This window comes from Rothia nasimurium, assembly GCF_042660305.1.
Taxonomy (GTDB): Bacteria; Actinomycetota; Actinomycetes; order Actinomycetales; family Micrococcaceae; genus Rothia; species Rothia nasimurium.
On the sequence record NZ_JBHSTW010000010.1, the window covers coordinates 167,152 to 193,393 of the forward strand.

The 26,242-nt window shown below is 60.1% G+C and carries 27 protein-coding genes; 23 read left to right on the forward strand and 4 right to left on the reverse strand.

Annotated elements, in window-relative coordinates:
- Positions 1 to 50 precede the first annotated feature (50 nt).
- From ACFP6B_RS04535 to ACFP6B_RS04605, 15 genes are all read left to right on the forward strand, one after another.
- A complete protein-coding gene (locus ACFP6B_RS04535; protein ID WP_237693120.1) occupies positions 51 to 1,457 on the forward strand; it encodes a CCA tRNA nucleotidyltransferase in 1,407 nt (468 codons plus the stop codon).
- A 65-nt stretch (positions 1,458 to 1,522) separates the two neighbouring features.
- Entirely contained in the window at positions 1,523 to 2,101 is a 579-nt protein-coding gene (locus tag ACFP6B_RS04540; protein WP_377127378.1) for a helix-turn-helix domain-containing protein, read from the forward strand.
- A 25-nt stretch (positions 2,102 to 2,126) separates the two neighbouring features.
- Entirely contained in the window at positions 2,127 to 2,747 is a 621-nt protein-coding gene (locus ACFP6B_RS04545) for a hypothetical protein (protein WP_377127381.1), read from the forward strand.
- Positions 2,748 to 2,842: 95 nt separating this feature from the next.
- Entirely contained in the window at positions 2,843 to 3,856 is a 1,014-nt protein-coding gene (locus ACFP6B_RS04550) for an ABC transporter ATP-binding protein (protein WP_377127384.1), read from the forward strand.
- A 2-nt stretch (positions 3,857 to 3,858) separates the two neighbouring features.
- The gene (locus ACFP6B_RS04555) at positions 3,859 to 4,743 is read left to right on the forward strand and encodes an ABC-2 transporter permease (protein WP_377127387.1); all 885 of its coding nucleotides are present in this window, start codon (positions 3,859 to 3,861) and stop codon (positions 4,741 to 4,743) included.
- A 92-nt stretch (positions 4,744 to 4,835) separates the two neighbouring features.
- Complete coding sequence (locus tag ACFP6B_RS04560; protein ID WP_377127390.1) at positions 4,836 to 6,110, forward strand: hypothetical protein; 1,275 nt, start codon at positions 4,836 to 4,838, stop codon at positions 6,108 to 6,110.
- A gap of 25 nt (positions 6,111 to 6,135) precedes the next feature.
- On the forward strand, positions 6,136 to 6,489 hold the full coding sequence (locus tag ACFP6B_RS04565) for a TM2 domain-containing protein (RefSeq protein ID WP_377127393.1): 354 nt from the start codon (positions 6,136 to 6,138) through the stop codon (positions 6,487 to 6,489).
- Positions 6,490 to 6,665: 176 nt separating this feature from the next.
- The gene (gene rpsF / locus ACFP6B_RS04570) at positions 6,666 to 6,971 is read left to right on the forward strand and encodes a 30S ribosomal protein S6 (protein ID WP_135011322.1); all 306 of its coding nucleotides are present in this window, start codon (positions 6,666 to 6,668) and stop codon (positions 6,969 to 6,971) included.
- Between the two features lie 88 nt (positions 6,972 to 7,059).
- Positions 7,060 to 7,728 carry a single-stranded DNA-binding protein gene (locus ACFP6B_RS04575; RefSeq protein WP_377127396.1) on the forward strand — a complete coding sequence of 223 codons (669 nt, stop codon included), beginning with the start codon at positions 7,060 to 7,062 and terminating at the stop codon, positions 7,726 to 7,728.
- Between the two features lie 129 nt (positions 7,729 to 7,857).
- Positions 7,858 to 8,094, forward strand: coding sequence for a 30S ribosomal protein S18 (rpsR, locus tag ACFP6B_RS04580; protein WP_004005948.1), 237 nt, complete (start codon positions 7,858 to 7,860; stop codon positions 8,092 to 8,094).
- 22 nt (positions 8,095 to 8,116) lie between these two features.
- Positions 8,117 to 8,566: a 50S ribosomal protein L9 gene (gene rplI, locus ACFP6B_RS04585; RefSeq protein WP_237199864.1), complete on the forward strand. Its 450-nt coding sequence runs from the start codon at positions 8,117 to 8,119 to the stop codon at positions 8,564 to 8,566.
- A 131-nt stretch (positions 8,567 to 8,697) separates the two neighbouring features.
- Positions 8,698 to 9,024: a hypothetical protein gene (locus ACFP6B_RS04590; protein WP_377127403.1), complete on the forward strand. Its 327-nt coding sequence runs from the start codon at positions 8,698 to 8,700 to the stop codon at positions 9,022 to 9,024.
- Between the two features lie 328 nt (positions 9,025 to 9,352).
- Entirely contained in the window at positions 9,353 to 10,591 is a 1,239-nt protein-coding gene (locus ACFP6B_RS04595; protein ID WP_377127405.1) for a DUF418 domain-containing protein, read from the forward strand.
- A gap of 357 nt (positions 10,592 to 10,948) precedes the next feature.
- Positions 10,949 to 11,263 (forward strand): DMT family transporter, encoded by a 315-nt coding sequence (locus tag ACFP6B_RS04600; RefSeq protein ID WP_377127409.1) that lies wholly within the window; start codon positions 10,949 to 10,951, stop codon positions 11,261 to 11,263.
- A gap of 23 nt (positions 11,264 to 11,286) precedes the next feature.
- Positions 11,287 to 12,423, forward strand: a complete 1,137-nt coding sequence (locus ACFP6B_RS04605) for a glycerate kinase (protein WP_377127412.1) — start codon at positions 11,287 to 11,289, stop codon at positions 12,421 to 12,423.
- Here ACFP6B_RS04605 and ACFP6B_RS04610 read toward each other — a convergent pair.
- Both ACFP6B_RS04610 and ACFP6B_RS04615 read right to left on the reverse strand, forming a co-directional pair.
- The gene (locus ACFP6B_RS04610; protein ID WP_377127415.1) at positions 12,420 to 13,463 is read right to left on the reverse strand and encodes an ABC transporter substrate-binding protein; all 1,044 of its coding nucleotides are present in this window, start codon (positions 13,461 to 13,463) and stop codon (positions 12,420 to 12,422) included. The genes ACFP6B_RS04605 and ACFP6B_RS04610 overlap by 4 nt on opposite strands.
- Before the next feature lie 87 nt (positions 13,464 to 13,550).
- Positions 13,551 to 14,528, reverse strand: a complete 978-nt coding sequence (locus ACFP6B_RS04615; RefSeq protein ID WP_377127419.1) for a siderophore-interacting protein — start codon at positions 14,526 to 14,528, stop codon at positions 13,551 to 13,553.
- 148 nt (positions 14,529 to 14,676) lie between these two features.
- Between ACFP6B_RS04615 and ACFP6B_RS04620 the strand changes: the two genes are divergently transcribed.
- The 3 genes from ACFP6B_RS04620 (at position 14,677) to ACFP6B_RS04630 (ending at position 19,371) form a co-directional block, all read left to right on the forward strand.
- A complete protein-coding gene (locus ACFP6B_RS04620; protein ID WP_377127422.1) occupies positions 14,677 to 15,006 on the forward strand; it encodes a hypothetical protein in 330 nt (109 codons plus the stop codon).
- Between the two features lie 15 nt (positions 15,007 to 15,021).
- On the forward strand, positions 15,022 to 15,387 hold the full coding sequence (locus ACFP6B_RS04625; protein ID WP_377127425.1) for a hypothetical protein: 366 nt from the start codon (positions 15,022 to 15,024) through the stop codon (positions 15,385 to 15,387).
- An 84-nt stretch (positions 15,388 to 15,471) separates the two neighbouring features.
- The gene (locus tag ACFP6B_RS04630) at positions 15,472 to 19,371 is read left to right on the forward strand and encodes a replicative DNA helicase (protein ID WP_377127428.1); all 3,900 of its coding nucleotides are present in this window, start codon (positions 15,472 to 15,474) and stop codon (positions 19,369 to 19,371) included.
- Positions 19,372 to 19,411: 40 nt separating this feature from the next.
- Here ACFP6B_RS04630 and ACFP6B_RS04635 read toward each other — a convergent pair whose 3' ends face one another.
- Positions 19,412 to 20,092, reverse strand: coding sequence for a TetR/AcrR family transcriptional regulator (locus ACFP6B_RS04635; RefSeq protein ID WP_377127431.1), 681 nt, complete (start codon positions 20,090 to 20,092; stop codon positions 19,412 to 19,414).
- A 139-nt stretch (positions 20,093 to 20,231) separates the two neighbouring features.
- On the opposite strand from ACFP6B_RS04635, the gene ACFP6B_RS04640 reads away from it, so the two are divergent.
- The 5 genes from ACFP6B_RS04640 to ACFP6B_RS04660 all read left to right on the forward strand — a co-directional run bounded on the left by ACFP6B_RS04640 (position 20,232) and on the right by ACFP6B_RS04660 (position 24,773).
- Positions 20,232 to 20,897 carry a DNA alkylation repair protein gene (locus tag ACFP6B_RS04640; RefSeq protein ID WP_377127434.1) on the forward strand — a complete coding sequence of 222 codons (666 nt, stop codon included), beginning with the start codon at positions 20,232 to 20,234 and terminating at the stop codon, positions 20,895 to 20,897.
- Positions 20,898 to 20,935: 38 nt separating this feature from the next.
- Positions 20,936 to 21,793 carry a uroporphyrinogen-III synthase gene (locus tag ACFP6B_RS04645; protein ID WP_377127437.1) on the forward strand — a complete coding sequence of 286 codons (858 nt, stop codon included), beginning with the start codon at positions 20,936 to 20,938 and terminating at the stop codon, positions 21,791 to 21,793.
- 16 nt (positions 21,794 to 21,809) lie between these two features.
- The gene (locus ACFP6B_RS04650) at positions 21,810 to 22,397 is read left to right on the forward strand and encodes a DUF421 domain-containing protein (protein WP_237221949.1); all 588 of its coding nucleotides are present in this window, start codon (positions 21,810 to 21,812) and stop codon (positions 22,395 to 22,397) included.
- 91 nt (positions 22,398 to 22,488) lie between these two features.
- On the forward strand, positions 22,489 to 23,928 hold the full coding sequence (locus ACFP6B_RS04655) for a sensor histidine kinase (RefSeq protein ID WP_377127440.1): 1,440 nt from the start codon (positions 22,489 to 22,491) through the stop codon (positions 23,926 to 23,928).
- Positions 23,929 to 23,963: 35 nt separating this feature from the next.
- Positions 23,964 to 24,773, forward strand: a complete 810-nt coding sequence (locus tag ACFP6B_RS04660) for a LuxR C-terminal-related transcriptional regulator (protein WP_377127443.1) — start codon at positions 23,964 to 23,966, stop codon at positions 24,771 to 24,773.
- A 77-nt stretch (positions 24,774 to 24,850) separates the two neighbouring features.
- Here ACFP6B_RS04660 and ACFP6B_RS04665 read toward each other — a convergent pair whose 3' ends face one another.
- Positions 24,851 to 25,834: an LLM class flavin-dependent oxidoreductase gene (locus ACFP6B_RS04665; protein ID WP_377127445.1), complete on the reverse strand. Its 984-nt coding sequence runs from the start codon at positions 25,832 to 25,834 to the stop codon at positions 24,851 to 24,853.
- Between the last annotated feature and the right edge of the window lie 408 nt (positions 25,835 to 26,242).

The window sequence follows — 26,242 nt, forward strand, 5'->3', positions numbered from 1 at the left end:
TGAGGGTGTAAGTGGTAACTTATGCGGTTTGCTGGCACGATTGAAGGGTTATGGCGCATGTTTTTGATACTTCCCTCATTCACCCGGTAGCACTTGAGGCGGGCGAGTTGTTTGCCCGCGCTGGCTTCGAGCTGGCCCTGGTGGGCGGGCCCGTCCGTGACCTGTTTTTGGGGGAAACCTCGGTAGATTTGGACTTCACTACCAACGCCACACCCGATGAAACCCTGGCTGTGGTGGACGGCTGGGCCGACGCTACCTGGGAGATCGGCAAGGAGTACGGCACCATCGGCATCCGCAAGGGCAATGAGATGGTTGAAATCACCACCTACCGTGCTGAAAAGTACGACCCTGATTCCCGTAAGCCGGTTGTTGCCTTCGGTACAGACTTGAAGGAAGACCTCTTCCGCCGCGACTTCACCATCAACTCTATGGCCCTGCGTCTGCCCTCCCTTGAACTGGTTGACCCCTTTGGGGGGCAGGAGGACCTGCAGAAGGGTATTATTCGCACCCCCGGCACCCCGCAGGCGTCCTTCTCTGACGACCCTCTGCGTATGATGCGTGCCGCCCGCTTCGCCTCCCGCCTGGATATTGACCTGGCCCCCGAGGTTTTTGAGGCCATGGTCGATATGGCCGACCGTATTCAGATTATTTCGGCTGAGCGCGTGCGCGATGAGCTGGTCAAGCTCATCTGCGGTGCCGCCCCCCGCCGCGGCGTTGACCTGCTCGTGGAGTCGGGGCTGGCGTCCTTTGTTCTGCCCGAAATCCCGGCGCTCAAGCTGGAGGTCGACGAGCACCACCGCCACAAGGACGTCTACCAGCACTCCCTGACCGTCATGGAGCAGGCTGCCGCCCTCGAAACCGGTGCGGACGGCGCCGTGCCCGGCCCCGACTTCATCCTGCGCTTTGCCGCCCTCATGCACGATATTGGCAAGCCCGCCACCCGCAAGTTCGAGAGCAACGGGGCTGTGAGCTTCCTGCACCACGACGTGGTGGGGGCTAAGCTCACCAAGAAGCGCATGCGCGAGCTGCGCTTCGACAATGACACCATCAAGGCCGTTGCCCGCCTGGTAGAGCTTCACATGCGCTTCTACGGTTACGGGGACGCCGGCTGGTCGGACTCTGCGGTGCGCCGCTACGTACGCGACGCAGGGGACCTACTGGAGCGCCTGCACCGGCTGACCCGGGCGGACGTCACCACCCGCAACAAGCGCAAGGCCAACCGCATCGCGTCCGCCTACGACGACCTGGAGCGCCGCATTGCAGAGCTGGCTGAACAGGAGGAACTGGACGCCATTCGCCCCGATTTGGACGGCGAAGAAATCATGGCGATTCTGGGTATCAAACCCGGCCCTCAGGTAGGGCAGGCATACAAGTTCCTGCTCAACCTGCGCCTGGACGAAGGCGCCCTGGGCAAGGAAGAAGCAACGGCCCGCCTGCTGGAGTGGAGCAAAAAGTAAGACCAGAAACTTGGGCATAAGCATATAGCCTTATATATGAATATATAAGGCTATATGCTTATCTTATGTTTGTTTTGACTGTTGACCAGGTGGGCTCATCCGGTGATAAGGATCGAATCCCAGACCTCTTTACCCTTGTCGATGGGCTAGAGAGCGGTGGTGCCCCAGTCCGTCCATTCCAGCGCACCGCAGGCGACGAAGCCCAAGCGGTGTTCGACGACCCAGCTGCTGCGCTTGTAACCGCTCTTGCTCTGGTGCGTACCGGTCACTGGTACGTGGGTATAGGGGAGGGCCCGGTAAACGTCCCGCTACCTGCAGAAACTCGGGCAGGGGCAGGGCCCGCCTTTGAGTACGCCCGTAGGGCGGTTGAGCGGGCTAAAAAAACAAAAGGACGCTGCTGCTTCGCTGGGTCTGTAGCGTCAGCTCAGCTGGTTGATAGAGCCCTGAGCCTGCTCGCCCGTCTTGAAATAGACCGGCAAGAAACCCGCCAACAGGCAGGAGAAATGGCTCGTCAGGGGTTGTCTCAGAAGCAGATAGCTGAAAAACTTGGGATAAGTCAGTCTGCCGTGAGCCAGCGGCTCAGTGAGGGCTACTGGTCTGAAACACGAGCCCTGATAGACGAACTGGTAGAGATCCTGCGGTAGTGAAACTCAACGATGAGGGAGCTGTATGAGCGTCTTTTTAGCCTGTGCCTTAGCGGCCGTGGGTCTAGCGGGTATTCTGCCTAGCTTGCGACCTGCTCTCAAAAGAATGCCAGGAGCGGGCTTCCTGCTTATTCTTCAAACAGCACTCATGGTCACCGTACTCGTGGTAAGCCTCTATGGGTATATAAATTCTTATCAGGAAATTGGGGTGCTGACCGTGTGCGCTGTTTGGGCCGCAGCTTGTGGCGGAAGTCTTCCTCTAGCAACTTTGCTAAACCGTATCGCACACCGTGAACCTGAACTCTCCACTGGCTCTGGCGATTCGAAACAACTGCATGGGGCGATAACAACACCGGAAGGTGAACAGCTGCAGATTGAAGGAACGCTGAGTTCACCGAAAACACATGAGAGTGCTCTGTTAGCCGGTGGGCACTGGATTGGAATCTTTGAGCGCTTAACCATCGCCGTGCTGCTCGTCTTTGCACAGCCAGCACTTTTAGCAGCGGTGGTAGCAGTTAAGGGGCTGGCTCGTTACCCTGAGATTCGCGCAAAGAGCAGTCTCGCTGAAAAGTTCATTGTAGGAACTTTTGCATCGGCGCTCTGGGCAGGCCTATGCATCTTGCCCATACATCTGCTCCATTCATAAGGTGCATGAAGAACTCACCCCGCAGACTGATGTTTTCTTCAGCCTGACCCCCTAGTGTTAAAAGTGATACCGTCACACACAACAAGGGGAGACCCATGCTCGAGGTCAGAAACCTCACCAAAACCTACGGCCCTAAAACGGCCGTCAACGACATCAGCTTCACCGTGCCCAACGGACGAGTCACCGGCTTCCTCGGCCCCAACGGCGCCGGCAAATCCACCACCATGCGCATGCTGGTAGGGCTAGAAAAGCCCTCCAAGGGCAGCGCCCTGGTCGACGGCCAGCCCTACCGCTCCCTCAAAAGCCCGCTCACCTCTGTCGGCGCCCTCCTCGATGCCAAGGCCATGCACCCCGGGCGTAACGGTGCAGCCCACCTGCGCTCGCTGGCGCTGACGCACGGCATCCCGAAATCCCGCGTTGACGAGGTTATTGAGATGACCGGCCTGGCCGCTGTCTCAAAGAAGAAGGTCAAGGGCTTCTCCCTGGGTATGGGCCAGCGCATGGGTATCGCCGCCGCCCTGCTGGGTGATCCCCAGAACGTCATCCTCGATGAACCCGTCAACGGCCTTGACCCCGAAGGTGTTATCTGGGTGCGTAACCTTGCCCGCCACCTGGCTTCTGAAGGCCGGGCCGTGCTGATTTCTTCCCACTTGATGAGTGAGATGTCCCAGACTGCTGACGACCTTATCGTGATTGGCCGCGGCCGTCTGCTGGCCAACTGCTCCATGGAAGACTTCCTGAAAATCGGCGATGAAAACAAGGTTCTTGTGCGCACCGACGCCCGCGATACCTTCGCTACCGCCCTGAATGAAGCCGGCCACACCTTCACCGCCCTCGAAACGGACGGCCTGATGGTGGAGCAGGCGGACGCCCGCGACCTGGCCCGCCTGGCCCAGGGGGTTGGCGTGCTGCTGCACGAGCTCACCCCGCAGAAGTCCACCCTGGAGCAGGTCTACATGAATATGACCCGCGACGAGGTCGAATACCACTCAGCCGAGTTCACCCCCTCCACCGGCCAGGAGAACGCCGCCGCCCCGGTACTCGCAGGCCCTGCAGATGGCCCTGCGGCCCCCTGGAACCAGACTTCAACCGACGCTAAGGAGAACTAACCATGACTGCTACCCTTTCTGCTCCTGCGTCTGCCTCCCAGTTCGCTGGGCGAAAGCTCTCTTTCGTGGGGGTTGTGCGGTCTGAGGCCCTGAAGTTCCGTACCCTCACCACTAACTGGGTGATGACCCTGGTGCTGGCTGTGGTGATGGTGGGTATGGCCCCCCTCTATTCCCTGGTTCTGAACTCTATGATGGACAGCCCGGAGCTGATGACCCAGGCTGAGCAGGGTATGGCTTCGACGAATGCCGGTGTTGAAACTATTGCCAACATGGCATATACACTAGGTGCTTCAGGTATTGATATGGCAAATATGCTGATTGCCTCCATTGCTGCGGTCTTTATTGGGTCTGAATATGCCACCCGGTCTATTCATACGTCTATGACTGTTGTGCCTCGCCGTACCACCCTCTACCTGGCAAAAATCCTGGTTATTTCCCTCTATGCTTTCGTAATTGGCTTTGCCCTGGCTGCGATTGCTTTCTGGGTTGGCTACCCGGTGCTGGATGAGTCTATTCGTCAGGCTCTGGAGATGAACTCTGGCCTGCTGATGAACTGGGTTGCTGCAGGTATCTACTTCATGTTCATGGCCTGGATGGGCTTCGGCTTTGGTTCCCTCTTCCGCAATAACGCTGGCGGTATTGTGCTGGTGGTTTTCCTGCTTCTGATTCTGCCCATTATTGCCACTATCTTCATGGGGCAGTTCGAGTGGGTAGCGGACGCCTACAACTACCTGCCCTCGGGCTTAGGCCGCGTCATTCTCACCTACGACCTGAGCTCAGATGCCGACATCAGCTACCTGGAAGGCGGCGCCTGGTTTGCCCTCTGGGCCGCTGTGCCCGCCCTGCTGGGCTACCTGCGGTTTACTCTCACCGATACCCGCGGCTAAAAAGCTAGCTAGTCCTTGACTGGCATGGGTGGTGACTTCTTCTCAAGGGGAAAGAAGTCACCACCCTTATTGTTTGGCTTTACAATAGAGCCATGGTTGAGCGCAAGAAAAAGGACGGCGAACAGTGGCTGGCCCGTGCCGTCTCCCATGCCCGTCCCGAGGCTGTGCGCGACACCTTCACCACCTCCATCCAGCGAGTAAGCCGAATCCCGGGTCAGGTCGGGGAGTTCTCCGGGCGCGCCGCCGGCGTCCTGACCCGCAAGGACGCCCGTACCGTCCGCGTCCGCCTTACCCTCACCACCCTCTTTGTCACCCTGCTCGCCATACTGGTCGCCGCTGTGGGCAACTACCTCTCCCTCACCCACACCCCCGAAGACAGCGTGGACCGCTACATGAGCGCCCTCGAACGCGGCGACTACATCGCCGGCATCGATCGCGGTGCCTACAGCGACTTCACCTACACCTACCTCACCAACTCCATCTACCGCGCCGCCCAGGGGCGCGTAGAAAACTACACCATCACCGGCACCAGCAAGGACGCCACCGGGCAGGTTACAGCCAGCGTCCTCGCCACCGTCGCGGGGCAAGACCACCAGCTCACTCTGCCACTCACCCAGATACCCCGCACCGGGCCCTTCAACGACAGCTGGCAACTTGCCACCCCCGCCCAGTCCTACCTCACCCTCACCGCGCCGGTAGCGCTCGCCGGGGTGCAGGTCAACGGCCACCCCCTCGACCTTCCCGTTACGCGCCGTACAGAAACAGAAGCCGGGTACCAGTGGGTAATCCCAACCCTGCCTGGCACCTACGATTTCACCCTGCCCAGCAGCTCCTACTACACCCTCAGGCATGCCGACCACACCGTCACCGCACCTCTACCGGGCGACGGAACAAGTGCTCAGGAGCTCACCCTCGACGTGCGCCCGTCCCCGCGCATGTGGAACGAAACCAACAACCTCATCACCTCCTGGCTAGAGCGTTGCGAAAGCGCCCGCCGCCTCGATGTTGCCGGGTGCCCCACCTCGGCCCTGCACGGGGAAGACTCCACCGCCACCATCAGCAACGTCATCTGGAAACTCACCGACCGCCCCGCCTTCTACCTGGTACCAGACCGCACCGACCCCCGAGTCTGGCGGGCTGCCCGCTACCGCCAAGCCACCTTCGAAGTTACCTACCTGGCTAACGGTAAAGCCCAACGAGAAATCATCCCTTTCTACATCAACGCTGAGGTAGTCTCAGATGGAGCCCAAGCTAGCATCAGCGTGGGCCTGGGCGGCAGCGAAGAAAGCGAAGCCCAGCTGCGCCAAGCCATCAACAGCGAAGACGCCGCCAAATCCACCCTCCAAAAATTTGTGGCCTCACTCTAGGCCCACCCTCTAAAGGCAGGAGACCATGCCCGAACAGCCCCAGCATTACCAGCCCACCTACATCAACAACCCCGGCCGCGCCCGCTCCTTTGCCCAGGGTCAGCCGGTCTACATCGTGCAGGCCAAGTCCACCCTGGTGGCCTACCTGCTTTTCTTCTTCCTCTGGTGGCTCGGGGCCCACAAGTTCTACCTGCGCCAGCCCATCATGGGCATCTTCTACATCGTGGGTAACCTCATCGCGGGTGGTATCACCGCGGCTGTGCCCTTCATTGGCTGGATCTTCTACATCCCCCTCGTCATCGTCATGCTCTGGGACCTCTTCACCATCCCCGTACGCGTCGGCTACCTCAACGCCCTCGCTAACCGCCGCATCTACTAATGGTGCTGTGAACAACACCGCTTTAACCGCGCCATCCCTGCCCAAACCGGGCGTCCTGCGGTAAAGTTGGTCAAGTCTGTGCTGGCACTCGGCCAACACCTGAGACCGGCCAGACCGTACGTAATCTCCTGCTATGGAAATCCCATAGCCGCTTAGCCCAAAGGAGGGGTTTAATCATGCGTGCATACGAACTGATGGTTATCCTCAACCCCGAGGTAGAGGACAAGGCTGTAGAGCCCACCCTCACCAAGTTCCTCGAAGTTGTCACCAAGGACAACGGCACCGTTGACAACATGGACATCTGGGGCCGCCGTAAGCTCGCTTACGAAATCCAGAAGAAGTCCGAAGGCATCTACGCCGTCGTTAACTTCACCTCAACCCCCGAGACTGCAGCTGAACTGGACCGCGTTCTGAACCTGAACGAATCCGTCATGCGCACCAAGATCATCCGCCCGGAAGATCAGCAGATTTCCTCCAAGTAAATGTTTGAGACGGGGCCCTGTTCACTAAAATGTCAGACCCCCGTGCAAAACTTCAAATACTTACTCTTATTACGACTGGAGGCATCACATGGCTGGCGATACCGTCATTACCGTCATCGGTAACCTGACCGGCGATCCTGAGCTTCGCTTCACCCCCAACGGTGCAGCGGTAGCTAACTTCACGATCGCTTCGACTCCCCGCAACTTCGACCGCGCATCGGGCGAATGGAAAGAAGGCGAAACCCTCTTCCTCCGTGCCAGCGTCTGGCGTGAAGCTGCTGAGAACGTCGCCGAGACCCTCAAGAAGGGCATGCGCGTGATCGCGCAGGGCCGTTTGAAGTCTCGCTCGTATGAAACCAAAGAAGGCGAACGCCGCACCAGCATGGAGCTAGAGATCGAGGAAATCGGTCCCTCACTCCGCTTCGCCTCCGCTAACGTATCCCGCAACCAGCGCTCAGGTGGCAACTTCGGTGGCGACCAGGGCTTCGGTGGCGGTTACGGTAACCAGCAGGGTGGCGGCTATAATGCCGGCAACCAGGGTGGTTACGGTGGCGGCGCAGGCTACGGCAACCAGGGCGGCTACGGTGGTAACACCGGCGGCGCACAGCAGGGCAACTTCAACGCTGCCCCTGCCGCACCGGCAGCAGCCCCCCAGGCCGCACCGGCCCAGCAGGCACCTGCTGCTGACCCCTGGGGCCAGCAGTCCGGTGGCAACTACGACTGGGGCTCCGGCGCAGACGACGAACCCCCCTTCTAAACCCCGCGCAGGCACCGCCTGCACGGCAGAAGGAAAGGGGCGCCGGGCGTCCTTCTTTGAACCAAGACAAAATATTCATCCATCCCGCGGTTTATCCCGCGGGCTCCCACCAGAAAAAGGAGCACCACGATGGCTAAGGCTGAAATCCGCAAGCCCAAACCCAAGCAGAACCCCCTGAAGGCTGCTGACGTCACCGTAATTGACTACAAGGACGTCGCACTTCTGCGTAAGTTCATCTCCGACCGCGGCAAGATCCGTGCACGTCGCGTCACCGGCGTGACCGTTCAGGAACAGCGCAAGATCGCTCAGGCAATCAAGAACGCCCGCGAAGTTGCACTGCTGCCCTACTCAGGCGCTGGCCGCTAAATCGATAGGAGAGTAGAAGAACATGGCTAAGATCATTCTTACTCAGGAAGTCACCGGTCTCGGTGCCGCTGGCGACGTCGTCACCGTAAAGGACGGCTACGCACGTAACTACCTGCTGCCCCGCGGCTTCGCAGTCACCTGGACTGTAGGCGGCGAAAAGCAGGTTGAGTCCATCCGCGCAGCCCGCGCTGCTCGCGCTAAGGCTAACCTCGAAGAGGCAAAGGCAACCGCAGCTGCTCTGGCATCAAAGCCCGTTGTCGTTGCTCACAAGGCTGGCGCTGACGGCCGCCTCTTCGGCACCGTCAAGGCTGAGCACGTTGCTGACGCCATTGAGGCATCAGGCGCAGGCTCCGTCGACAAGCGTGCGATCAACCTCGGTTCCGCTATCAAGCGCACCGGCGTTTACACCGTTTCTGTGCGTCTGCACGAAGACGTTGTAGCTAACGTTGAGCTGGACGTTGTAGCCGAGTAATTCCCTTGAGGATTATTCGCTAGGTTTCTAGCAGCATTAGGACGCCCCGTTCCCCCTTTCGTGGGGGAGCGGGGCGTTCTGCGTGTGGTGGGCTTGCGGTTTTCACAGGGGAGTCTGGCATGCTAGAGGGTATGGCTTTACAATCGACACCTCCTGCTGCCCGTACCCGCCGCCCGCAGAGCACCCAGACCCTGATTGCGGCTGCGATTACCGAGGGCGTGGCGGTGCTGACGCTGGTGTTGGCTTTCGTGGTGAACGTGGGGTCACCCTCAACGGTTCTGGCTACCTTCTTGGGGTTTATGGCTGTTTCTGTCGTAGCAGCTACCCTAGCCTTTGTGCTAGCCCTGGTGGGTCTGCTGCGCTATGCCCGGCACACGGCCTGGTTCATCGTGATTCTGGTGGTGTCTGTGCTGGCTAACCCGGTGCTCTGGTTCTTCCTGATTGGCTACTTCTCCTAGAAGCTCCCCGGGGTGGCCGGTGCCTGCCCGCGCCCGGGAAGCGCCCACGGGCGTCCGGAAAAACACCCAGCTTGCTCCCAGGCAACTCAAAACCCAGTTCAAGCCTAGTGCGGTTATATAGATGTAACAGCTCGAAAGGCTATAAGAAGCGAATGTGTGTGTGCTTCGAAAAGCGGGTAATGCTGAACCCGGTTTTCACTCACCGATGGCGAGACCAGTATGGGGGTCTCGCCTTCAGTGTTTAAAGTGTTTTTCACCCGCCCGGCGGATGTGCCCTAGCTCCGTTTTCTTTAGGGTAGAAGCAGAGACCCACACACGAAAGGTAGCAATGGAGCGCCCACACCAGACCCTTCAGCCCCAGCCTCCTCAGACTCTTCCTGCACCTCGCATGCTTGTACCCGATGTCGCCCGCGGACTGATGCTCTGGGGCATCGCGGTGGCTAATGTGACCACTGCCTGGGTGCTCTTTGCCGGAGGCCCGGCCTCGATGACGGGCCGGGTGGTAGATAACAGCTTTTGGGACAAGCTGACCATCATGTTCACCACCTCCTTTGTACATGCCCGCGGCTTCCCCATGTTCTCGACCCTGCTGGGCTTTGGTGTGGGCCTGATCGCCGCCAGTCTCTACCGGCGCGGCTACCCGCTGCCTAAGGCCCGCGGAGTGATTGCCCGCCGCTATGGCATGCTGGCGATTTTTGGCGCCCTGCACATGGTCTTTCTCTTCTGGGGCGATATCATGCTGGCCTACGGCCTGATTGGCCTATTCATGGCCTGCCTGATTGCGGTGCGCACCAAGGTCTTGCTCTGGGTGGCCGGTACGCTTTTTGCCGTGACCAACCTGGTGGCTCTGGCCGGGGTGCTTTTACTTGAGGCGGTGCTCGGCGCTGGCCAGCTCCAGGAGCTACTGGGCGGGGGCAGCAGCGGCGGCCTACTGCCCATAACGAGCTACTGGTCGGTACTGCTCAACGGCCTGATTGTGTTGCTTGGTAGCTTCCTCGGTGTGCCGTTGCAGGCTTTTATGTTGCTCCCGCTGATGCTTCTGGGTTTTGTGCTGGCGCGTGAGGGCGTGCTGGCTGACCCTGCGCGTCACCGCCGGGTGCTGGTGTGGCTGGCCGGGGTTGGCCTGGTTGCTGCTCTGGGCACCGGTATTCCTGCCGGGCTCGAGGCCCTGGGTGTGCTACCTACCGGCGTTTTCGGGGTGCTCACGATGACCCTGGGGGTTCTGGGCGGCCCGGGCTTTATTGCCCTGCTGGCGCTGGCACTAACCGGTGTTCAGGAGCATGTGGACGCCGGTGCCCCCGTCCCCGCCCCGCTTCGGCCCCTGATTGCCCTGGGTAAGCGGTCTATGACCGGCTATGTGCTGCAGTCGGTGATTTTCTTAGTGGTCTTCGGTGGCTTTGCCCTGGGGCTTTTTGCGGACGCCGGTGCCTCCGTGCTCCTGCTGGTTGGCACCGCCGGGTGGCTGGTAACGGTTCTTGTGGCGGTGGCCCTTGAAGCGGCGGGCAAGCCCGGCCCGCTAGAGGCCCTGCATCGCAGGATGTCTTACGGTAAGGGCGGGCTGAATTAGCTGAGGGGCAGAGGCTTCGCCCGTAGCCTAGGGGCTGTCTAGGTTTCTTGGCGTGTGTGCACGTTTTTCCCTGCACACGAGCTAAGAACCCTAGACAGACTGCCGCTCCACATTCCCAGCTGGTACACAGGAACGGTATATAAGAGCTTAAGAAGGCTCCGCCATACTAGAGGTACAAGGTTCGAAAGAGCAGCCGCCCGCAGGGTGGCCCTGGAGAATCTCAAGAAAGCAGTAGTGTGTGTTTCTTGCATGGGGCCTAGCCCCGATGTGTAAATGTGTGTGTATTGATGAGGCCGGGTCGGGGGACCCGGCCTCATCGTTTTAAAGTGTGCGAGTGCGCGCCTAGAATGGGTGCTTATGCACTGGCTTATTCTGATTATCTCTGGCCTTTTCGAAGCTGTCTGGGCAACGGCCCTGGGTAAGTCTGAGGGCCTGACCCGCTTGGCCCCCACCCTGGTCTTTATCGGGGGTCTGGTTCTCAGTATGGTGGGCCTGGCCTATGCTATGCGGGAGCTGCCCACCGGTACCGCTTATGCTGTATGGGTGGGGATCGGCGCGACCGTCACCGTCCTTTACGCCATGGCGACCGGCACCGAACCTGTTTCCCTGCTTAAGGTGCTCTTCCTGCTCATGATTGTGGCAGGTATCGTGGGGCTGAAAGTCACCTCCTAGAGAGACAGGCGCATAATAGACCCATGAAGGTTTTACTCGCTGTCGATAAGTTCAAGGGCACGCTCACCGGCGCGCAGCTCACCGAGGCGCTCGCCGCCGGGCTAGAGGAGGCTGGCGGGTGTGAGGTCATCACCTGCCCCATTGCGGACGGCGGCGACGGCACCGTAGACGCCGCCCTGGCCGCCGGCTACAGCGAGGTCACCTGCACCGTCACGGGCCCCTTTGCTGGTCAGCCGGTGACCGCCCGCTACGCCTACTCGCCAACTGAACGCACGGCCGTCCTTGAAATTGCCGAAGCGGGCGGCATTGCCCGCCTGCGCGAAGACCAGCTGGACACCTGGCGGGCCACCTCCTTCGGTGCCGGTGAGCTGATTCTGCACGCGGTGGGCGCGGGTGCGCGGACGCTCATCATCGGCCTGGGTGGGTCGGCCAGCACCGACGGGGGAGCGGGGCTCATGCAGGCGCTCGGTGTGACACTTCAGGACGCCGAAGGGCGCGACCTTGCCTCCGGCGGCGGGGCGCTGGGGCAGCTAGCTTCTGTTGATGTGACCGGGCTTGACGAGCGCCTAGCCGGGGTGGAGATCATTATGGCGAGCGATGTAACCAACCCGCTGTGTGGCCCGTCCGGTGCCGCTGCGGTCTATGGGCCCCAGAAGGGGGCTACTGAAGAGCAGGTTCCCCAGCTTGACCAGAACCTGCAAAAACTAGCCGATGCGGTAGAAGAAACCCTCAATGTTTCACGTGGAACATTCGCTACTGCGCCCGGCGCCGGTGCCGCCGGTGGCCTGGGCTTTGCCTGCCTGTCGGTGCTCGGGGCCACCATGCGCCCCGGCGTGGAGGTCTGTTTCGAGCTCACCGGCTTCCACCGGGCACTTGAGCAGGCAGACCTCGTCATCACCGGCGAAGGAAAGTTCGACGAACAAACCCTGCAGGGCAAGGGTCCGGCAGGTGTGGCAGCAGAAGCCTCCGCCCGCAACCTGCCGGTCATTGCCGTCTGCGGAATCAGTGAACTCTCCACCGGCCAAGCCCGCGAGGCCGGTTTCACAGCCGTCTACTCGGTCGTGGGTGACACCCAAGCTACCCTGGAAGAATCCCTGGCCAACCCGCGTCCTTACCTCCACGAACTAGCAGCCACTATCGCCAGCACCCACCTGAGCTAGGATGCAGCGCGAGTGTTCTCTACCGCAGTAGCAAGCTCATCAAGCAGGGTAGTCTCTTCAACAACCCACACCACAGACAAAGGAGAAGCCGCAGAAAGAGCCAAGCCCCGCTGCTTATCTGCCTCAAACACAACAGCGTTGTTCTTAAGGGCAGGAAGCTGGGCAAAAAGCTCATTAGAGCGCACGCTCTCTGCCTCCTCAGCAGAGTTAACCCAGGCCCACACCACATCAGCCTCTACCTGATCGAGCACCTCAGATGAAAGAGTCATATAGACACCCTCAGCAGAACCTTCGTGCTCCGTAATGTAAGGAGCATTGACCATGCCCAAAGAGGTAAAGAACTGGGGGCGTGAATCCTCTGAAGTGTAAACACCAAAGGTATTAGCGGCAGTATCGAAGTAGCCAGAAATTGAACTAGCTCCCTCAAGAATAGGGTGCTGGACTACGGCATCCGCTAGCTTGGCTTCAACTTCTTGAATTAGAGCCGTGGCGTCCTCTTCACGCTGAAGCATCTTCCCAGCCATCTCAACGCACTGCTGCCAGCTGGTCTCGTAGGCCCCCACTCCCACCGGAGCGGGAATCACAGGGGCAATGCCGGAGAGTTTATCGTAGATTTCCTGGGTCATGTCGCCGTAGGGAGAGAAAATAGCGTCGGGTTCTAGGGCAGCAAGAGCCTCGTAATTGGGGCCGTCAGTCTCGTCATAGCGGGTGGGCTCTTCGCCGCCCAGCTCGGCGAGTTTGGCATCGAACCAGTCGGTGGAGCGGTTGGTGTTCTCGCCCCAGCTCACATAGGGGGTACCTGCGGGAACTACGCCCAGGGCAAGGAGGGCATCGGGGTTTTTCCAGGGCTGAACAACAGCAATTTTTTCAGGAACAGCATCAAAGGTGGTGCTGCCAAAGGCATGCTCAATGGTATAGCTACCCCCGCTGGTTTCTGATGTTGAAGAGGGCGTGACTGAACCTGTTGAGCAGGCGGAAAGGACGCCGGTGAGGGCGGTTGCTGCGGTTAGCTTGAGGAAGGATGCGCGGGTGAGTGCCATGAGTAAAACTTTCTTATTAGGTGTGCCTAAATCTTTGTTTAAGATACCCTAAAAATTTGTTTTGTTTGATGACACCCTGTACCCAAACTACTTCTTCTTCCAATACCCCTTAGCGTAGCCGTGCCCCTTGGGTACGCCCAGCTCCCGCCGCGCCCAGATACGCACGGGGTGGATAGACCCGGACTCGCCCGCCAGCCAGGTGCACACCGACCCCTCCGGCAGGGGGTAGCCCATCACGGCCTCAGCCAGCGCCCCGCGCCGGGTGGAATCCACCCAAACCACCTCAAAATGCTCAGGAGCAGCAATCACCTGCTGCGAGGCCTCCCCGGGCACCTCAATAAAGGCCGCGCCCCGGGTGCTCGCGGGCAGACTCTCAATCCAGCGGGCCATACCGGGCAGGCCACTCTCGTCACCGGCCAGCAGGTAAAAGTCGTAGTCGTCGCTGATGGAATAGCCCGACTTCGCACCCAGAAAATGCGCGCTATCGCCCACGGCAATAGTGCGGGCCCAGGTGGTTCCAGCCCCGTGCTCGTGCAGCATGATGTTAATTTCCAGGGCCCCGGTGTGCTCGTCAAAGCGCCTGACCGTGTACTTGGCGGTGGTGGTCGGCTGGCTCCAGCGCGCCTTGCCCTTCTCGAAGGTCGGGGCGGGCAGCACCTCCCCCTTCTTACCGGTCACCAGGTAGATGTACTCACCCACCAGCCCCTGGGCCTCAACCCGCTTGCCGTCAGCAGGTTCGGCAATCACCCGCATGACGGTGGGGGTCAGGTTCCCCACCTCGGTGACCCGGTAGTGGGCGTAGCCGCCCCGATACTTGCCCGACTTCATGGGCTGGGGGTAGGACGTCCCCGCCCCGCCCCGGCTGCCCCCGGCATCTGAGGCGCGGGTTGGGTTCTGCACAGGGGAGGTCGCGAGCGCCGACCCCTGCCCGGCGGTGAGCGCCTTTTCCAGCTTCTCCACCCGCTTGAGCAGCTGCTTCTGCCCCTTCTTCAGGTACTTCAGCTCAGCTTTGAGCTCCTTGAGCTGCTCCTTGGCGTCCTTGCCCTTGCTCTTTGTGCTGCCCACCGGCGTCCTTTCTCTGGCTACGACCAGCCCCTCTTGGCACTGGCCAGCTCAATCTCTAGTACTTAAGTACTCTAGCTAGAACCCATGCTACCGAGATAAAGTTAAGCCCATCACATCACCGTCGCTGTGAATACCAAAGGAAGTAGCTATGACTCTTTCCCCTACCCCCGGCACCCCCGCCCTCAACCGAGCAGCAGGACTACTGATCTGGGGCGGAATTGGGCTTCCCCTTGCTGCCTTTATCGCTGGGCTGACCTACTCCGACCCCTCCTGGGTTTTATTCAACCTTCTCCCTGCTGTTTTTGGCGGCGGCATCATTGTTTTCAACCTGGGACTTATCCTCGGTTTGGTCGCAGTCTACAGAGGCCAAGCCGGGCAGGTGCTGCGCACTGCCCTATGGCTGCCCATCTCACTGGTAGTTAGCGCTCTTCTTATTTTCTGGGTAGGGGCACTCATCGCCCAGAGCCCCACCTTCTAACCCCAGGAGAACACAATGTCAGACATCACCCAACCCCACGTCACCGGTTTTCACACCGCCAACCCCCACAATGCTAGGTCGGCTACCATCCTGACGGCTACCGGTGCCGTCCTCCTCCTGGCCCCCGTAGCGCACCTGCTCGCTGTTCCCCTCGGCCTCCTAGGAGTGCCCGTCGCCAAAGACTGGGTAGAACTCAGCTACGACCCTTTCGGAGCCAATATCCTTCTTGCCATTGTGGCTCTGGCTCCCGGCTACTTCTGCCTCCTCGCAGCCCTACGCCGCGCCCCGTCCCGATCCCGCCTTGTCGCAGCAGCCACCGCCCCCACCCTGGTACTGCTCTATGCCCTCTTTGCCGTCTACTACTACCTCACCAGCATCTAGTCTCACAGCGAATCGGTGGTCTCCGGGCGCTCGCAGGTGAGATGATAGAAGCTCACCATATTCTTCACTACCGAGGGGGCCGCCTTGTCTGAGAGCCAGTCTGAGTTCGTCCGCACACCGCCGCACGACGACACCGCCGAGCAGTCGGTACTGGGCGGTATGATGCTCTCCAAGGACGCCATCGCCGACGTCGTTGAGGTCATCGGCGGCGGCGCTGACTTCTACAAGCCCGCCCACGAGATGATCTATGAGGCCATCATCCACCTCTACGGGCACGGCGAGCCGGCGGACGCCATCACCGTAGCCGACGAGCTGACCAAACGTGGCGAGCTGAACCGCGTGGGCGGGGCAGCCTACCTGCACTCCCTGATTGCGGGCGTCCCCACCGCTGCTAACGCCGGGTTCTACGCCGAAATCGTGGCTGAACGCGCCATGCTTCGCCGCCTGGTTGAGGCTGGCACCAAGATTGTGCAGCTGGGCTACTCCGGCGACGGCGAGGCAGAAGCCCTGGTCAACGCCGCCCAGGCTGAGATTTACGGCGTCTCTGCCAACAACACCAAGGAAGACTACGTCCCCCTCTCTGAGGCCATGAACAGCACGGTCGAAGAGATTGAGGCCAACGGCTCCCGCGACGGCGGCATTCACGGCGTGCCCACCGGCTTCATCGAGTTCGACGAGCTCACCGCCGGCCTGCAGCCCGGGCAGATGATCGTGATCGCGGCGCGTCCGGCGATGGGTAAGGCGCTCGCCCTTGATACCCCTATCCCCACCCCCACGGGCTGGACCGCCATGGGTGATATCCGCGTGGGCGACACCGTTCTGGGCGCAGACGGGCACCCCACAACCGTCACGAATGCTACCGACGTGATGACCGGGCGTCCCTGCTTCAAGGTCATTTTTGATGACGGAACCGAGATTATCGCGGACGCCGAGCACCAGTGGCTCACCGAAACCCGCGCGTCCCGTCGGGCACGCTCGTCAGCTCTGGCAGGTTCAGGTGGGGGGCGTGTGCGGACGTCTGTGGGCGCGCAGGTGCGCACCACCGCTGAGATTCGTGAGACGGTTCGCTGCGCGACGGCTGACCGTCGAGCCAATCACTCTATTGCTAATGCCCGTCCGCTCCAGCTACCCGAAGCTGACCTGCTGGTCGCCCCCTACACTCTGGGAATTTGGTTGGGTGATGGTGCGTCTGCAGCAGCTCGTGTATCTACCGCAGATGACGAAGTTCTCCACGGTATTGAAGCTGATGGCTACACAGTTCGTCAGGTAAAAGGCATTACCTATTCGGTGCATCTACCAGCCGATACTCGTACATTTACGAGCGACTGTCTTGTCTGCGGTAAGGCATTTACTCATTCTGATCGTAACGTCACTACGTGCTCTCGGGAATGTGGTGGTAAGCGAAAGACCGTTGCTACTCCCCATGCGCGTGCAATATGTATTGATTGTGGCGGCTCGTGCACATCAGGCCTACGATGCCTCTCATGCCATCGGGCCAACGGTAGTCTCCAAGGGCAGCTGCGTACCCTGGGCGTTCTGAATAATAAGCACATTCCTATGCAGTACCTGCGGGCCTCTGAAGCGCAGCGCCGAGCTTTGCTGGCAGGGCTGCTCGATAGCGACGGCACCGTTACAAATGCCGGGTGTATTCAGTTCACGGTTACGAACCGCCAGCTGGCGTACGATACCCAGGAGCTGGCGCTTTCTTTGGGGTACCGCACGGGTATGGCAACGAAAAAGGTCAAGGGCAGTAGCGAGGCTACGTCGACGGCCTACAAGCTGACCTTCTCTTCCTCTGATTCTGTTTTTGCTCTGTCTCGCAAGAATCAGATGCACCGTGACCGCGATGCCCGTCCGACCGCTAAGCGAAGCTCTCGCTACATTGTTGCTGTGGAGCCTGTTGATTCTGTGCCGGTGCGCTGTATTGAGGTAGATAACGAGCAGCATCTTTTCTTGGCTTCTCGCGCTTTTGTACCCACCCATAATTCTACGTTTGCCCTAGACATCGCCCGGTCTGCTGCCATTAAGCACGGTATGACCACGGTGTTCTTCTCCCTGGAAATGGGCCGCAACGAAATCGCTATGAAGATTCTGTCGGCTGAGGCTGGTATCAATCTGTCTGATTTGCGTAAGGGCAAGCTGGACGATGATCAGTGGGCCAAGATTGCTACTGCCATGGGCAAGATGGACTCCGCTCCGCTCTTTATCGACGATTCACCCAATATGACCCTGATGGAGATTCGCGCTAAGGCCCGCCGCCTGAAGCAGAAGAATAACCTCAAGCTGATTGTTCTGGACTACCTGCAGCTGATGAGCTCGGGTAAGAAGGTTGAGTCGCGCCAGCAGGAAGTCTCGGAGTTCTCGCGTGCTCTCAAGCTGATGGCTAAGGAGCTCGAAGTGCCTCTGATTGCCCTCTCACAGCTGAACCGTGGCTCTGAGCAGCGTACCGATAAGAAGCCACAGGTGTCGGACCTTCGCGAGTCGGGCTGTCTGACTGCTGATACTCGTGTGCTTCGCTCTGATACGGGAGCTGAAACAACGATGGGTGAGCTTTTTGAACAGGGCGCTCAGGACGTCCCGGTATGGTCCCTGGGGGACGATATGCGTTTCGTGGAGCGGCACCTGACCCACGTCTTTTCTACGGGCGTGAAACCTGTTTATCGTCTAACGCTAGCTTCGGGTAAGACCCTGCGCGCTACCGCCAATCACCCCTTCTTTACCTATACAGGTTGGAAGGGGCTGGGTGAGCTTGCGGTGGGCGATCGTTTGGGTGTACCCCGCCATGTTAACGGGCCGTCTGCCCGGACACACTGGAGCGACGAGCAGGTCATTTTGCTGGCTCACATGATTGGTGACGGATCTGCTTTAGCTCGACAGCCAATTCGTTATGCATCCATTGATGAAGAGAACCTCTCTATAGTTGCTGAATCTGCATACAAGCAGTTCGGAATTGAAAGCGTCAGGGATACTCACGAAGCAGCGCGTTGTACTTCTTTGCGACTGCGCTCGCCGGAGAAGCTAACCCACGGTAAGCGGAATCCGCTCGCTGCATGGCTCGATGATTTAGGTCTTTTCGATAAGCGGTCGTGGGAAAAATTTATTCCAGATCAGGTTTTTGCCCTGCCTAAACAGCAGATTGCCCTCTTTATTAGACATCTATGGGCAACTGACGGCTCTGTTACCGTAAATAAGAACGGGCGTTCAGGACGTATCTACTACGCCTCAACTTCTCGTGTCATGCTGGACCAGCTGTCTCTTCTGCTTCTGCGGTTTGGTATTAACACTCGTGTTCGCGGTACCACCATTAAGGGCGAGTACCGTCAGGGGTACAGTCTTGATATCTCCGGACGCGATGAACAGCTCCGCTTCTTGCGTGAAATCTCTGTTTACGGGGAACGCGCTAAGAGTTGTGAGAAACTGCTTGCGGCAATTACTGCTGAAGGTGTTTGCTCTAACACCAACGTTGATACTGCTCCGGTGCAGGTGTGGGACGATGTTAAGAAGATCCTGTCTGATAAGGGAATGAGTCACCGTGAGTTCCAAGCTGCGATGGGTTCGAAGTATTGCGGTTCGTCCTACTATAAGAGCGCCCCGTCCCGCTCTCGTTTAGCTAAGGTAGCTAGTGTCCTTGATGCCGCTGAGCTCGACATGCTTGCGGTCAATGACCTTTTCTGGGACACCGTCACTTCTATCGAGTACGAGGGGGAAGAAGAGGTTTTCGACGCCACTGTGCTAGGGAACCACAACTTCATCGCCAACGGCATCACCGTTCATAACTCTATTGAACAGGACGCTGACATGGTCATTCTCTTGCACCGCGAGGACTACTACGAGAAGGAATCAACCCGCGCAGGCGAGGCGGACGTCATCGTCGCTAAGCACCGTAACGGCCCCACCAAGACTATCGCGGTCGCCTTCCAGGGCCACTACTCGCGCTTTGCCAACATGGTGCACGATTCTTACACCGGCACCGAAACCTTCTAACCCCAGCCTAAAAATAAGCCCCCAGGAGTCGGCCCTCTCGTTAGAAGAGGCCGTCGAACAGCGACAGCTGCTCCTGGGGGCTCTTCTTTTTCGACTCGGGCCGGGTCTTACGGGAGCGAGAATTCCCCTCAAGATAGCTCCGAACTGCCGGTGCGGTGCGTTCAACCAGTTCATCGGTGCTGAGTGCGGCAAGATGGGGGAGCCCCAGAAGGTAGCGTCCTACCGCTACCCCTAACAGGTGGGTGCTGAGGAGCTCCGCGGACGCCTCATCCAGGCTAAGCTTCAGCGGGTCGGCACAGCTTTGGGTAAGGTGCTGCGCCAGAGCTTCCTTGATGGCGGGTGCCCCCGTGGCTGACGCAAGAGCCGAACGAACTAGACCTATAAGCAGCGGCCCTGTCTCGGGTGATTCCCACAGGTGCAGGTAGGTCGCGACAAGATCGGTAGCCCGGTCGCCGCTGCTGAGTGTTGTGGCCTGACTGGTTGAAAGTTCCATCACCTCATTGAGCAGGGTTGTAAAGAGTGCTTCTTTTGACCCAAAGAAATGTCGAATGAGGGCGGGGTCAACCTGGGCCTGCGCGGCGATAGCCCGCACAGAAGTACCCTCGAACCCGTGTTCAGCAAAGAGATTGGTTGCTGCCCGCAAAATGTCGTCGCGGGAGCGGGTGCCGCCGCTGCGTCGTCCGCGGGGCGAGCCGGAAGTAGTAGAGTGCTGAGCTGCCATACGTCCAGTCTACCCAAAATTCCTCACCTGTAGATGAAATTCATCAAGTGTAGAATAATATCCCCACCTGTTGAATTATGTAGGGTGGACTAAAAGACCCGTTCGCAAACCCCGATAACTCATCACCTGAAAGAGCCCCATGAACTTCTCTACCCTGCATGAAACCCTGGTTGCGGCGTCCAATCCCGCCAATGCTGCCCCCATGGCCGCCTACATGCGTAATCAATTCCCCTTCCTGGGAATTAAAACCCCGCAGCGCCGGGAACTCATCAAACCCCTGCTGGCAGAGGCCCGGGTAGAAGCGAAGACTCAGGGCATAGACCGCAGCTTCGTTGAGGCCTGCTGGCAGGCTCCGGAACGGGAGTTCCAATACGCCGCACTCGACTATCTACACGCCCTGCGCCGCTACCTCGAACCTGAAGACATTGACTGGTTGCGGGATCTCATCGAAGAGAAAAGCTGGTGGGACACCGTTGACCGCCTCGACACCATGGTCGGCGAGATCCTCTGGCGTAACCCCAACGACGACCTCATTCTTGCCTGGGCACAGGACGCCAACATGTGGGTTCGTCGCGTCGCCATTGACCATCAGCGCCCCCGCAAGGCCGCTACCGATACCGTCCTGCTCGAAAAAATCATCACCCTCAACTTTGGTTCCAGGGAGTTCTTCATCAATAAGGCCATCGGCTGGTCCCTGCGTGAGTACTCCAAGACCGACCCCGCCTGGGTTGCAGACTTCATCGCCCGCCACGGTACCCGCATGGCCCCTTTGAGTGTGCGTGAAGGTTCTAAGCGTTTGGGATAGTTCTACCGCGTGTTCTACCCCGGCGGTACCCTGGTGTTATGACTTCCTCAGCTTCCTCACCCCGCGCGTCCGCCGCCCCTGATGCCGGCCTGCTGGCCGGTAAGACCATTGCCGTGACGGCCTCCCGTCGTATTCAGGAGCAGGTTGCTGCTTTCGAGCGGCAGGGTGCGCGCGTGCTGGTGGCCCCCACCGTCTGTATCGTGCCGGTAGCAGATGACACCGAGCTGCACGCGGCCACCGACCACATCATTGCCCACCACCCCGACGTCCTGCTGGTCACTACCGGTTACGGCCTGAACGGCTGGTTTGATTCTGCCCGCGAGCGCGGTCTTGAGGAACAGCTGCGGCAGGCTCTTGCGGGGGCTACGATTTTTGTGCGTGGCGCTAAGGGCCGGGGTGCGGTGCGTGGTTTGGGGTTTGAGGACGCTGGTATGGCGGCGCAGGAGCGTACGTCGGCTTTGGTGGATTTGGCGCTTGAGCGTGGTGTGGCTGGGTTGCATGTGGTGGTTCAGCAGCACGGGTCGCCGGATGCCGCCGAGGAGCGACGTTTGGTGGATGCGGGGGCGCGGGTGACGGCTGTGGTGCCGCATAGGTGGGAGGCTCCTGAGCGTCCTGAGCTGGTGGATGAGTTGATTGATGCCCTGGTGAGTGATGAGCTGGATGCGGTGACGTTTACTGCTGCTCCTGCGGTGTCTGCCCTGTTTGAGGCGGCGTCGGCTCGCGGGGTGTTGCCGCAGGTGATTGAGGCTTTTAAAGCGGGGACTATTGCTGCTGCTGTGGGGCCGGTGACGGCTGAGCCTCTTGAAGAGGTGGGTATTGTGCCTGTGGCTCCTGAGCGTTTCCGTCTGGGGGCGCTGGTGAAGGAGCTGACCGCGGCCCTTGCCGCTAGCAGGTAGACGACGAGAGGGGCTGGTGACTGTGTTTGAGCCGCCGCAGGGGTGGGGCCCTGCTCTGATTGAGTATTTGGGTATTGAGCCCTGGCGTATTCCGATTGTGATGCTCTCTGCCCTGGGCATTTACCTGACTTTTTTGGTGCTGGTGCGTATCTTTGGGGTGCGGGTGCTGAGCGGCTGGAACGGTTTTGATGCGGTCATCATCATTATGTTTGGTGCGGTGGCTGGCCGCGTGATTATTGGGCACCCGCCGACGCTGGCGTCTGGCATGGTGGGGCTGGGTACGCTCATGCTGCTGGAGAGTATTTTTGGTGCGGTGCAGTCGGTGACTGGCATCCGGCACATCAATCACAAGCCCCGGGTGATTATGGCTCATGGCAAGTTTGTGGTGCGCCATCTGAAGCGCTCGCATTTGGCGCCGGCTGAGGTGTACGCGGCCCTGCGGAAGGCCGGGGTGTCGCAGCTGAGTCAGGTGCAGTGCGTGGTGCTGGAGGCTACCGGCCAGCTGTCGATTGTGCGTGAGGGCGTGGAGATCGATCCGCAGCTGCTGCGTGGAGTGGTGGGCGCCGATAAGGTGTTGAAGAAGCGGCCAGGACGCCCGAGGTAGAGCTAGCTCTACCCGACAGCTGGGGTGCGGGTGGAGTAAGAGTAGAGACCGCCCCACTGTGCGCGGGCGGTAGCCGCGAAAGAATAGAAGTATGACAAGCACCGATTACACCCTGCACGACGCCGCACCTGCCGCACCCGCGGCAGGGAGCCAAGCACCGGCGTCCTTTGATACTGACCCCGCCGGCCAGCCCAAGCCCGTCAAGAGCCTGTGGCGCCGTATGGCTAACCCCTTCTATATTTTCACTGCTGGCCCCTGGATCGCGTTTGCCGTGCTGGTAGCCCAGGGCATTGTTGCCTCCCTGGTGACCGGCCTGACCGCCTCCATTATCGGTATCGCGGTTCTACCCTTTGCTGCTATCGGGTTCGCGGTCTATGAGCGCTGGCGCCTGGCAAAGACCGGCCACGGGGTGATCGCCAACGGCCACGTCGACTACCCCAACGCCAGCTTCTGGGAGGGAGCTCTCTTCCGCCTCAAAGAAATTGCCACCTGGCGCGAGGTCGGCTCCCTGGCACTGACCACCCTCTGGGGCTGGCTGGCAGGCGCAGTACTCGGACTGCAGGTCATGGCCCTTGTCGGCACCAGTGCAGTAGCCTACTACCTGGGTATAGGGAACAGGCTCTACCTCGACTGGCAGTACCTTTCCCTCTACTCCCAGGGGGAAATGAACTACTACATCAACCAGGGCCTTCTTCCCGCAAGCGGCCAAATCTTTGAAGTTACTCCCCAGTACTGGTGGGTCTTCCTGGCCGCTATCCCCGTCCTGCTCATCATCTTTGCCTACGTCAACGGCCTGCTGGCCGCCACCGGCGCTAGCCTCTCCAAGCTGATCCTGTCCTCCCGCCCCGAAGAACAGGAACGCGAACTGGCCCGCCTGACCGCTTCTCGGGCCACCATCGTTGACGCCTTCGAAGGGGAGCGCCGCCGTATCGAGCGCAACCTGCACGACGGCGTCCAGCAAGAACTGGTCAACCTCAACCTGCGCCTTGGCCTGGCCGAGATGGAAGCCAAGAACCTGGTCACTGATACCCAGGACGCCCGCGCCGCCGCCCTGCTCAACCACGTCACCGAGGCCCGCACCCAGCTCTCCCACGCCCAGCAGACCCTGCGCGACACCGTCCGCGGTATCTACCCGGCGGTGCTGGAAGACCACGGCCTCAAGGCTGCCCTGGAAGAGCTGGTACGCCACAGCGTGCTGCCGGTTCACCTGACCTACGATGCTCCTGCCCGCCTGCCCCGCGACCTTGAACGCACCGCCTACTACACCGTCAATGAGGCTCTGACCAATACCCTCAAGCATGCTCAGGCCCAGTTTGTCTCACTCTCGGCCTTCGTAGCGGGGGAGTCTCTGGTGGTTACGGTAGAAGATAACGGTATTGGTGGCGCTGACCCTGCCCGCGGTACCGGCCTTGCCGGCCTGGTAGAACGCGCTGCTGCCCTGGGTGGCACGGTGCAGGTAGATTCCCCTGCCGGTGGTCCCACCCGCCTGACCCTGGCCCTGCCCCTACCCAAGGGCTCAACAACCCTGTAGCGTTTCACGTGAAACGTTGTCACGAAAGGTACCCCATGCGCATTATCCTCGCCGAAGATTCCGCCCTGCTTCGTCAGGGGCTGACGATGGTGCTAGGAGCGCTGGGGCACTCTGTGCTTGCAGAGGTTGAGGACGCCCCCTCCCTGCTCACCGCCGTCGAGGCGGCTATGGCGGGGGAGGGTGTCGATGCCGTCATTACCGATGTGCGCATGCCACCTACCCACACTTCCGACGGTCTGAAGGCTGCCCTGCAGCTGCGCGAGACCTACCCGGGGCTTCCGGTCGTGGTGCTCTCGCAGTACATCACCACTGCCTACGCCCGCGAGCTTTTCGCCCGCTCCGCGGCCGGGCTGGGCTACCTGCTCAAAGACCGGGTGGGGGACGTCGAAGAATTCGCCCGCGCCCTCGACACCGTGGTGGCAGGCGGAACCGTGATCGACCCGGACGTCGTCCAGCACCTGCTCGGCGGCACCTCAAGCAGCGGGCAGACCGCCGGGCAGGTACGCGGGGCACTGCCGGGCACCGCTGCCGATACTTCCGGTGCGGACGACCCCGTCCCCTCTTCCTCCCTCGGGGCAGGTACTGCCGGGGGAGCGTCCGCCCCGTACACCGCCCATGCGGCAGCCCACCCCACCGAGGGCAAGCTGGCCAGGCTCTCCCCGCGCGAGCTGGAAATCCTGCGGCTCATGGCGCAGGGGCGATCCAACGCAGAGATTGAGGCTGAACTTTTCATATCCCCGGCAACCGTCGCCAAGCACGTGGGCAATATCTTCGACAAGCTAGATCTACCTGCCGATAGCGGCAACCGCCGCGTCCGCGCGGTCTTGGCTTTTCTAGAAGGCTAACGCCCCCGTTAAGGCACGTACCCCCTCTTTATCGCGGGGTATATGCACAAAAACTGGGGTACTTACATTTTTTGCCCTTACTTCTGAAGCATGGCCTGCGCCAGCACCTCAAGGCCGCGGTGGGCCTGTTCCGTGCTGGGGGAGAGATTAGAAATCATTAGCTCGTCGGCCTGTACCGAATCAGCGAAGCGGGTGAGGTAGTCACCTACCTGCTCCGAGGTGCCTACCGCGGTGTAGCGCAGCATGTCCAGGATTTGCTGGCCCTGGGGTGAAGCGACCAGCATATCCAGCTCGTCGTCGCTCAGGTCGCGGTCATCTAGGCGCATCATGGACTTCACCCGCTGCCGGTGCGCAATCACCTGCTGGGCGCGGGCGTCCTCTTCTGTATCGGCGGCAATCACGTTAGCCGCAGCGATCACGTAGGGCTGCTCTAGTTGCTCTGAGGGGGTGAAGCGTTCGCGGTAGACCGCTATGGCCTGTTCCAGGTGAGTGGGGGCGAAGTGGGAGGCAAAGGCATAGGGCAGGCCCAGGGCGCCAGCGAGGGAAGCACCGAAGAGGGAGGAGCCCAGAATGTAGAGGGGCACATTGGTCCCTGCCCCCGGGGTGGCGTGGACGCCGGGCACCCGGGTGTCCCCGCTCAGATAGCCGGCGAGTTCCTGGACGTCCTGGGGGAAGTTCTCTGCGTCCTGCGGGTCCCGGCGCAGGGCGGCGAGGGTACGCATGTCGGTGCCGGGTGCCCGGCCCAGGCCCAGGTCGATGCGGTCGGGGTACAGTTCGGCGAGGGTGCCGAACTGTTCTGCCACGGTGAGGGGGGAGTGGTTGGGCAGCATGACGCCACCAGCTCCCAGTCGAATGGTTGAGGTCTGTGCACCAACGTGGGCAATAAGCACTGCCGGGGCGGCTGAGGCAATGCGCTGCATGTTGTGGTGTTCTGCGTACCAGATGCGTTCGTAGCCGAGCTTCTCTGCGTGCTGGGCTAGAGCTACAGAGCGTTTGAAGCTGTCTGCGGGGCGTTCACCCGGGAAAATCAGGGCAAAGTCGAGCAGGGATAGGGCTGGCATGGTGAATGTCCTTCTCTATATAGGGGTTGTGTACGCCTGGCATAACGGGCAGAGATGGGTGCAATATTCCTTGAAAAGGGGTCAGGGAGGGCGATTTGGGGGAGTTTTGAAGGTTTTTCAAAGAATTTTAGGTGTAGTGGGTCATAGATGTGAGCCATAGACCTGCCTCACTGACCGCCTGTGACTAGGTGAAATACTGTTGGTGGAGGTGCTTTGGGGGGCTAAAAATGGGTGTGCGGATGCCTGTGAGTGGTTTTTGAGGTCATTTTCGACTTGCGAAGTGTTTTGAACCTGCGTAGAGTATTACGAGTCGCCATGGCACAGGAGAAACCCGCCAAGCGACAAAACACCTAGTCACATAGCGAATTCAGGCCCAAGCAGGCAGCTGATCACCAGGACTCATACGAG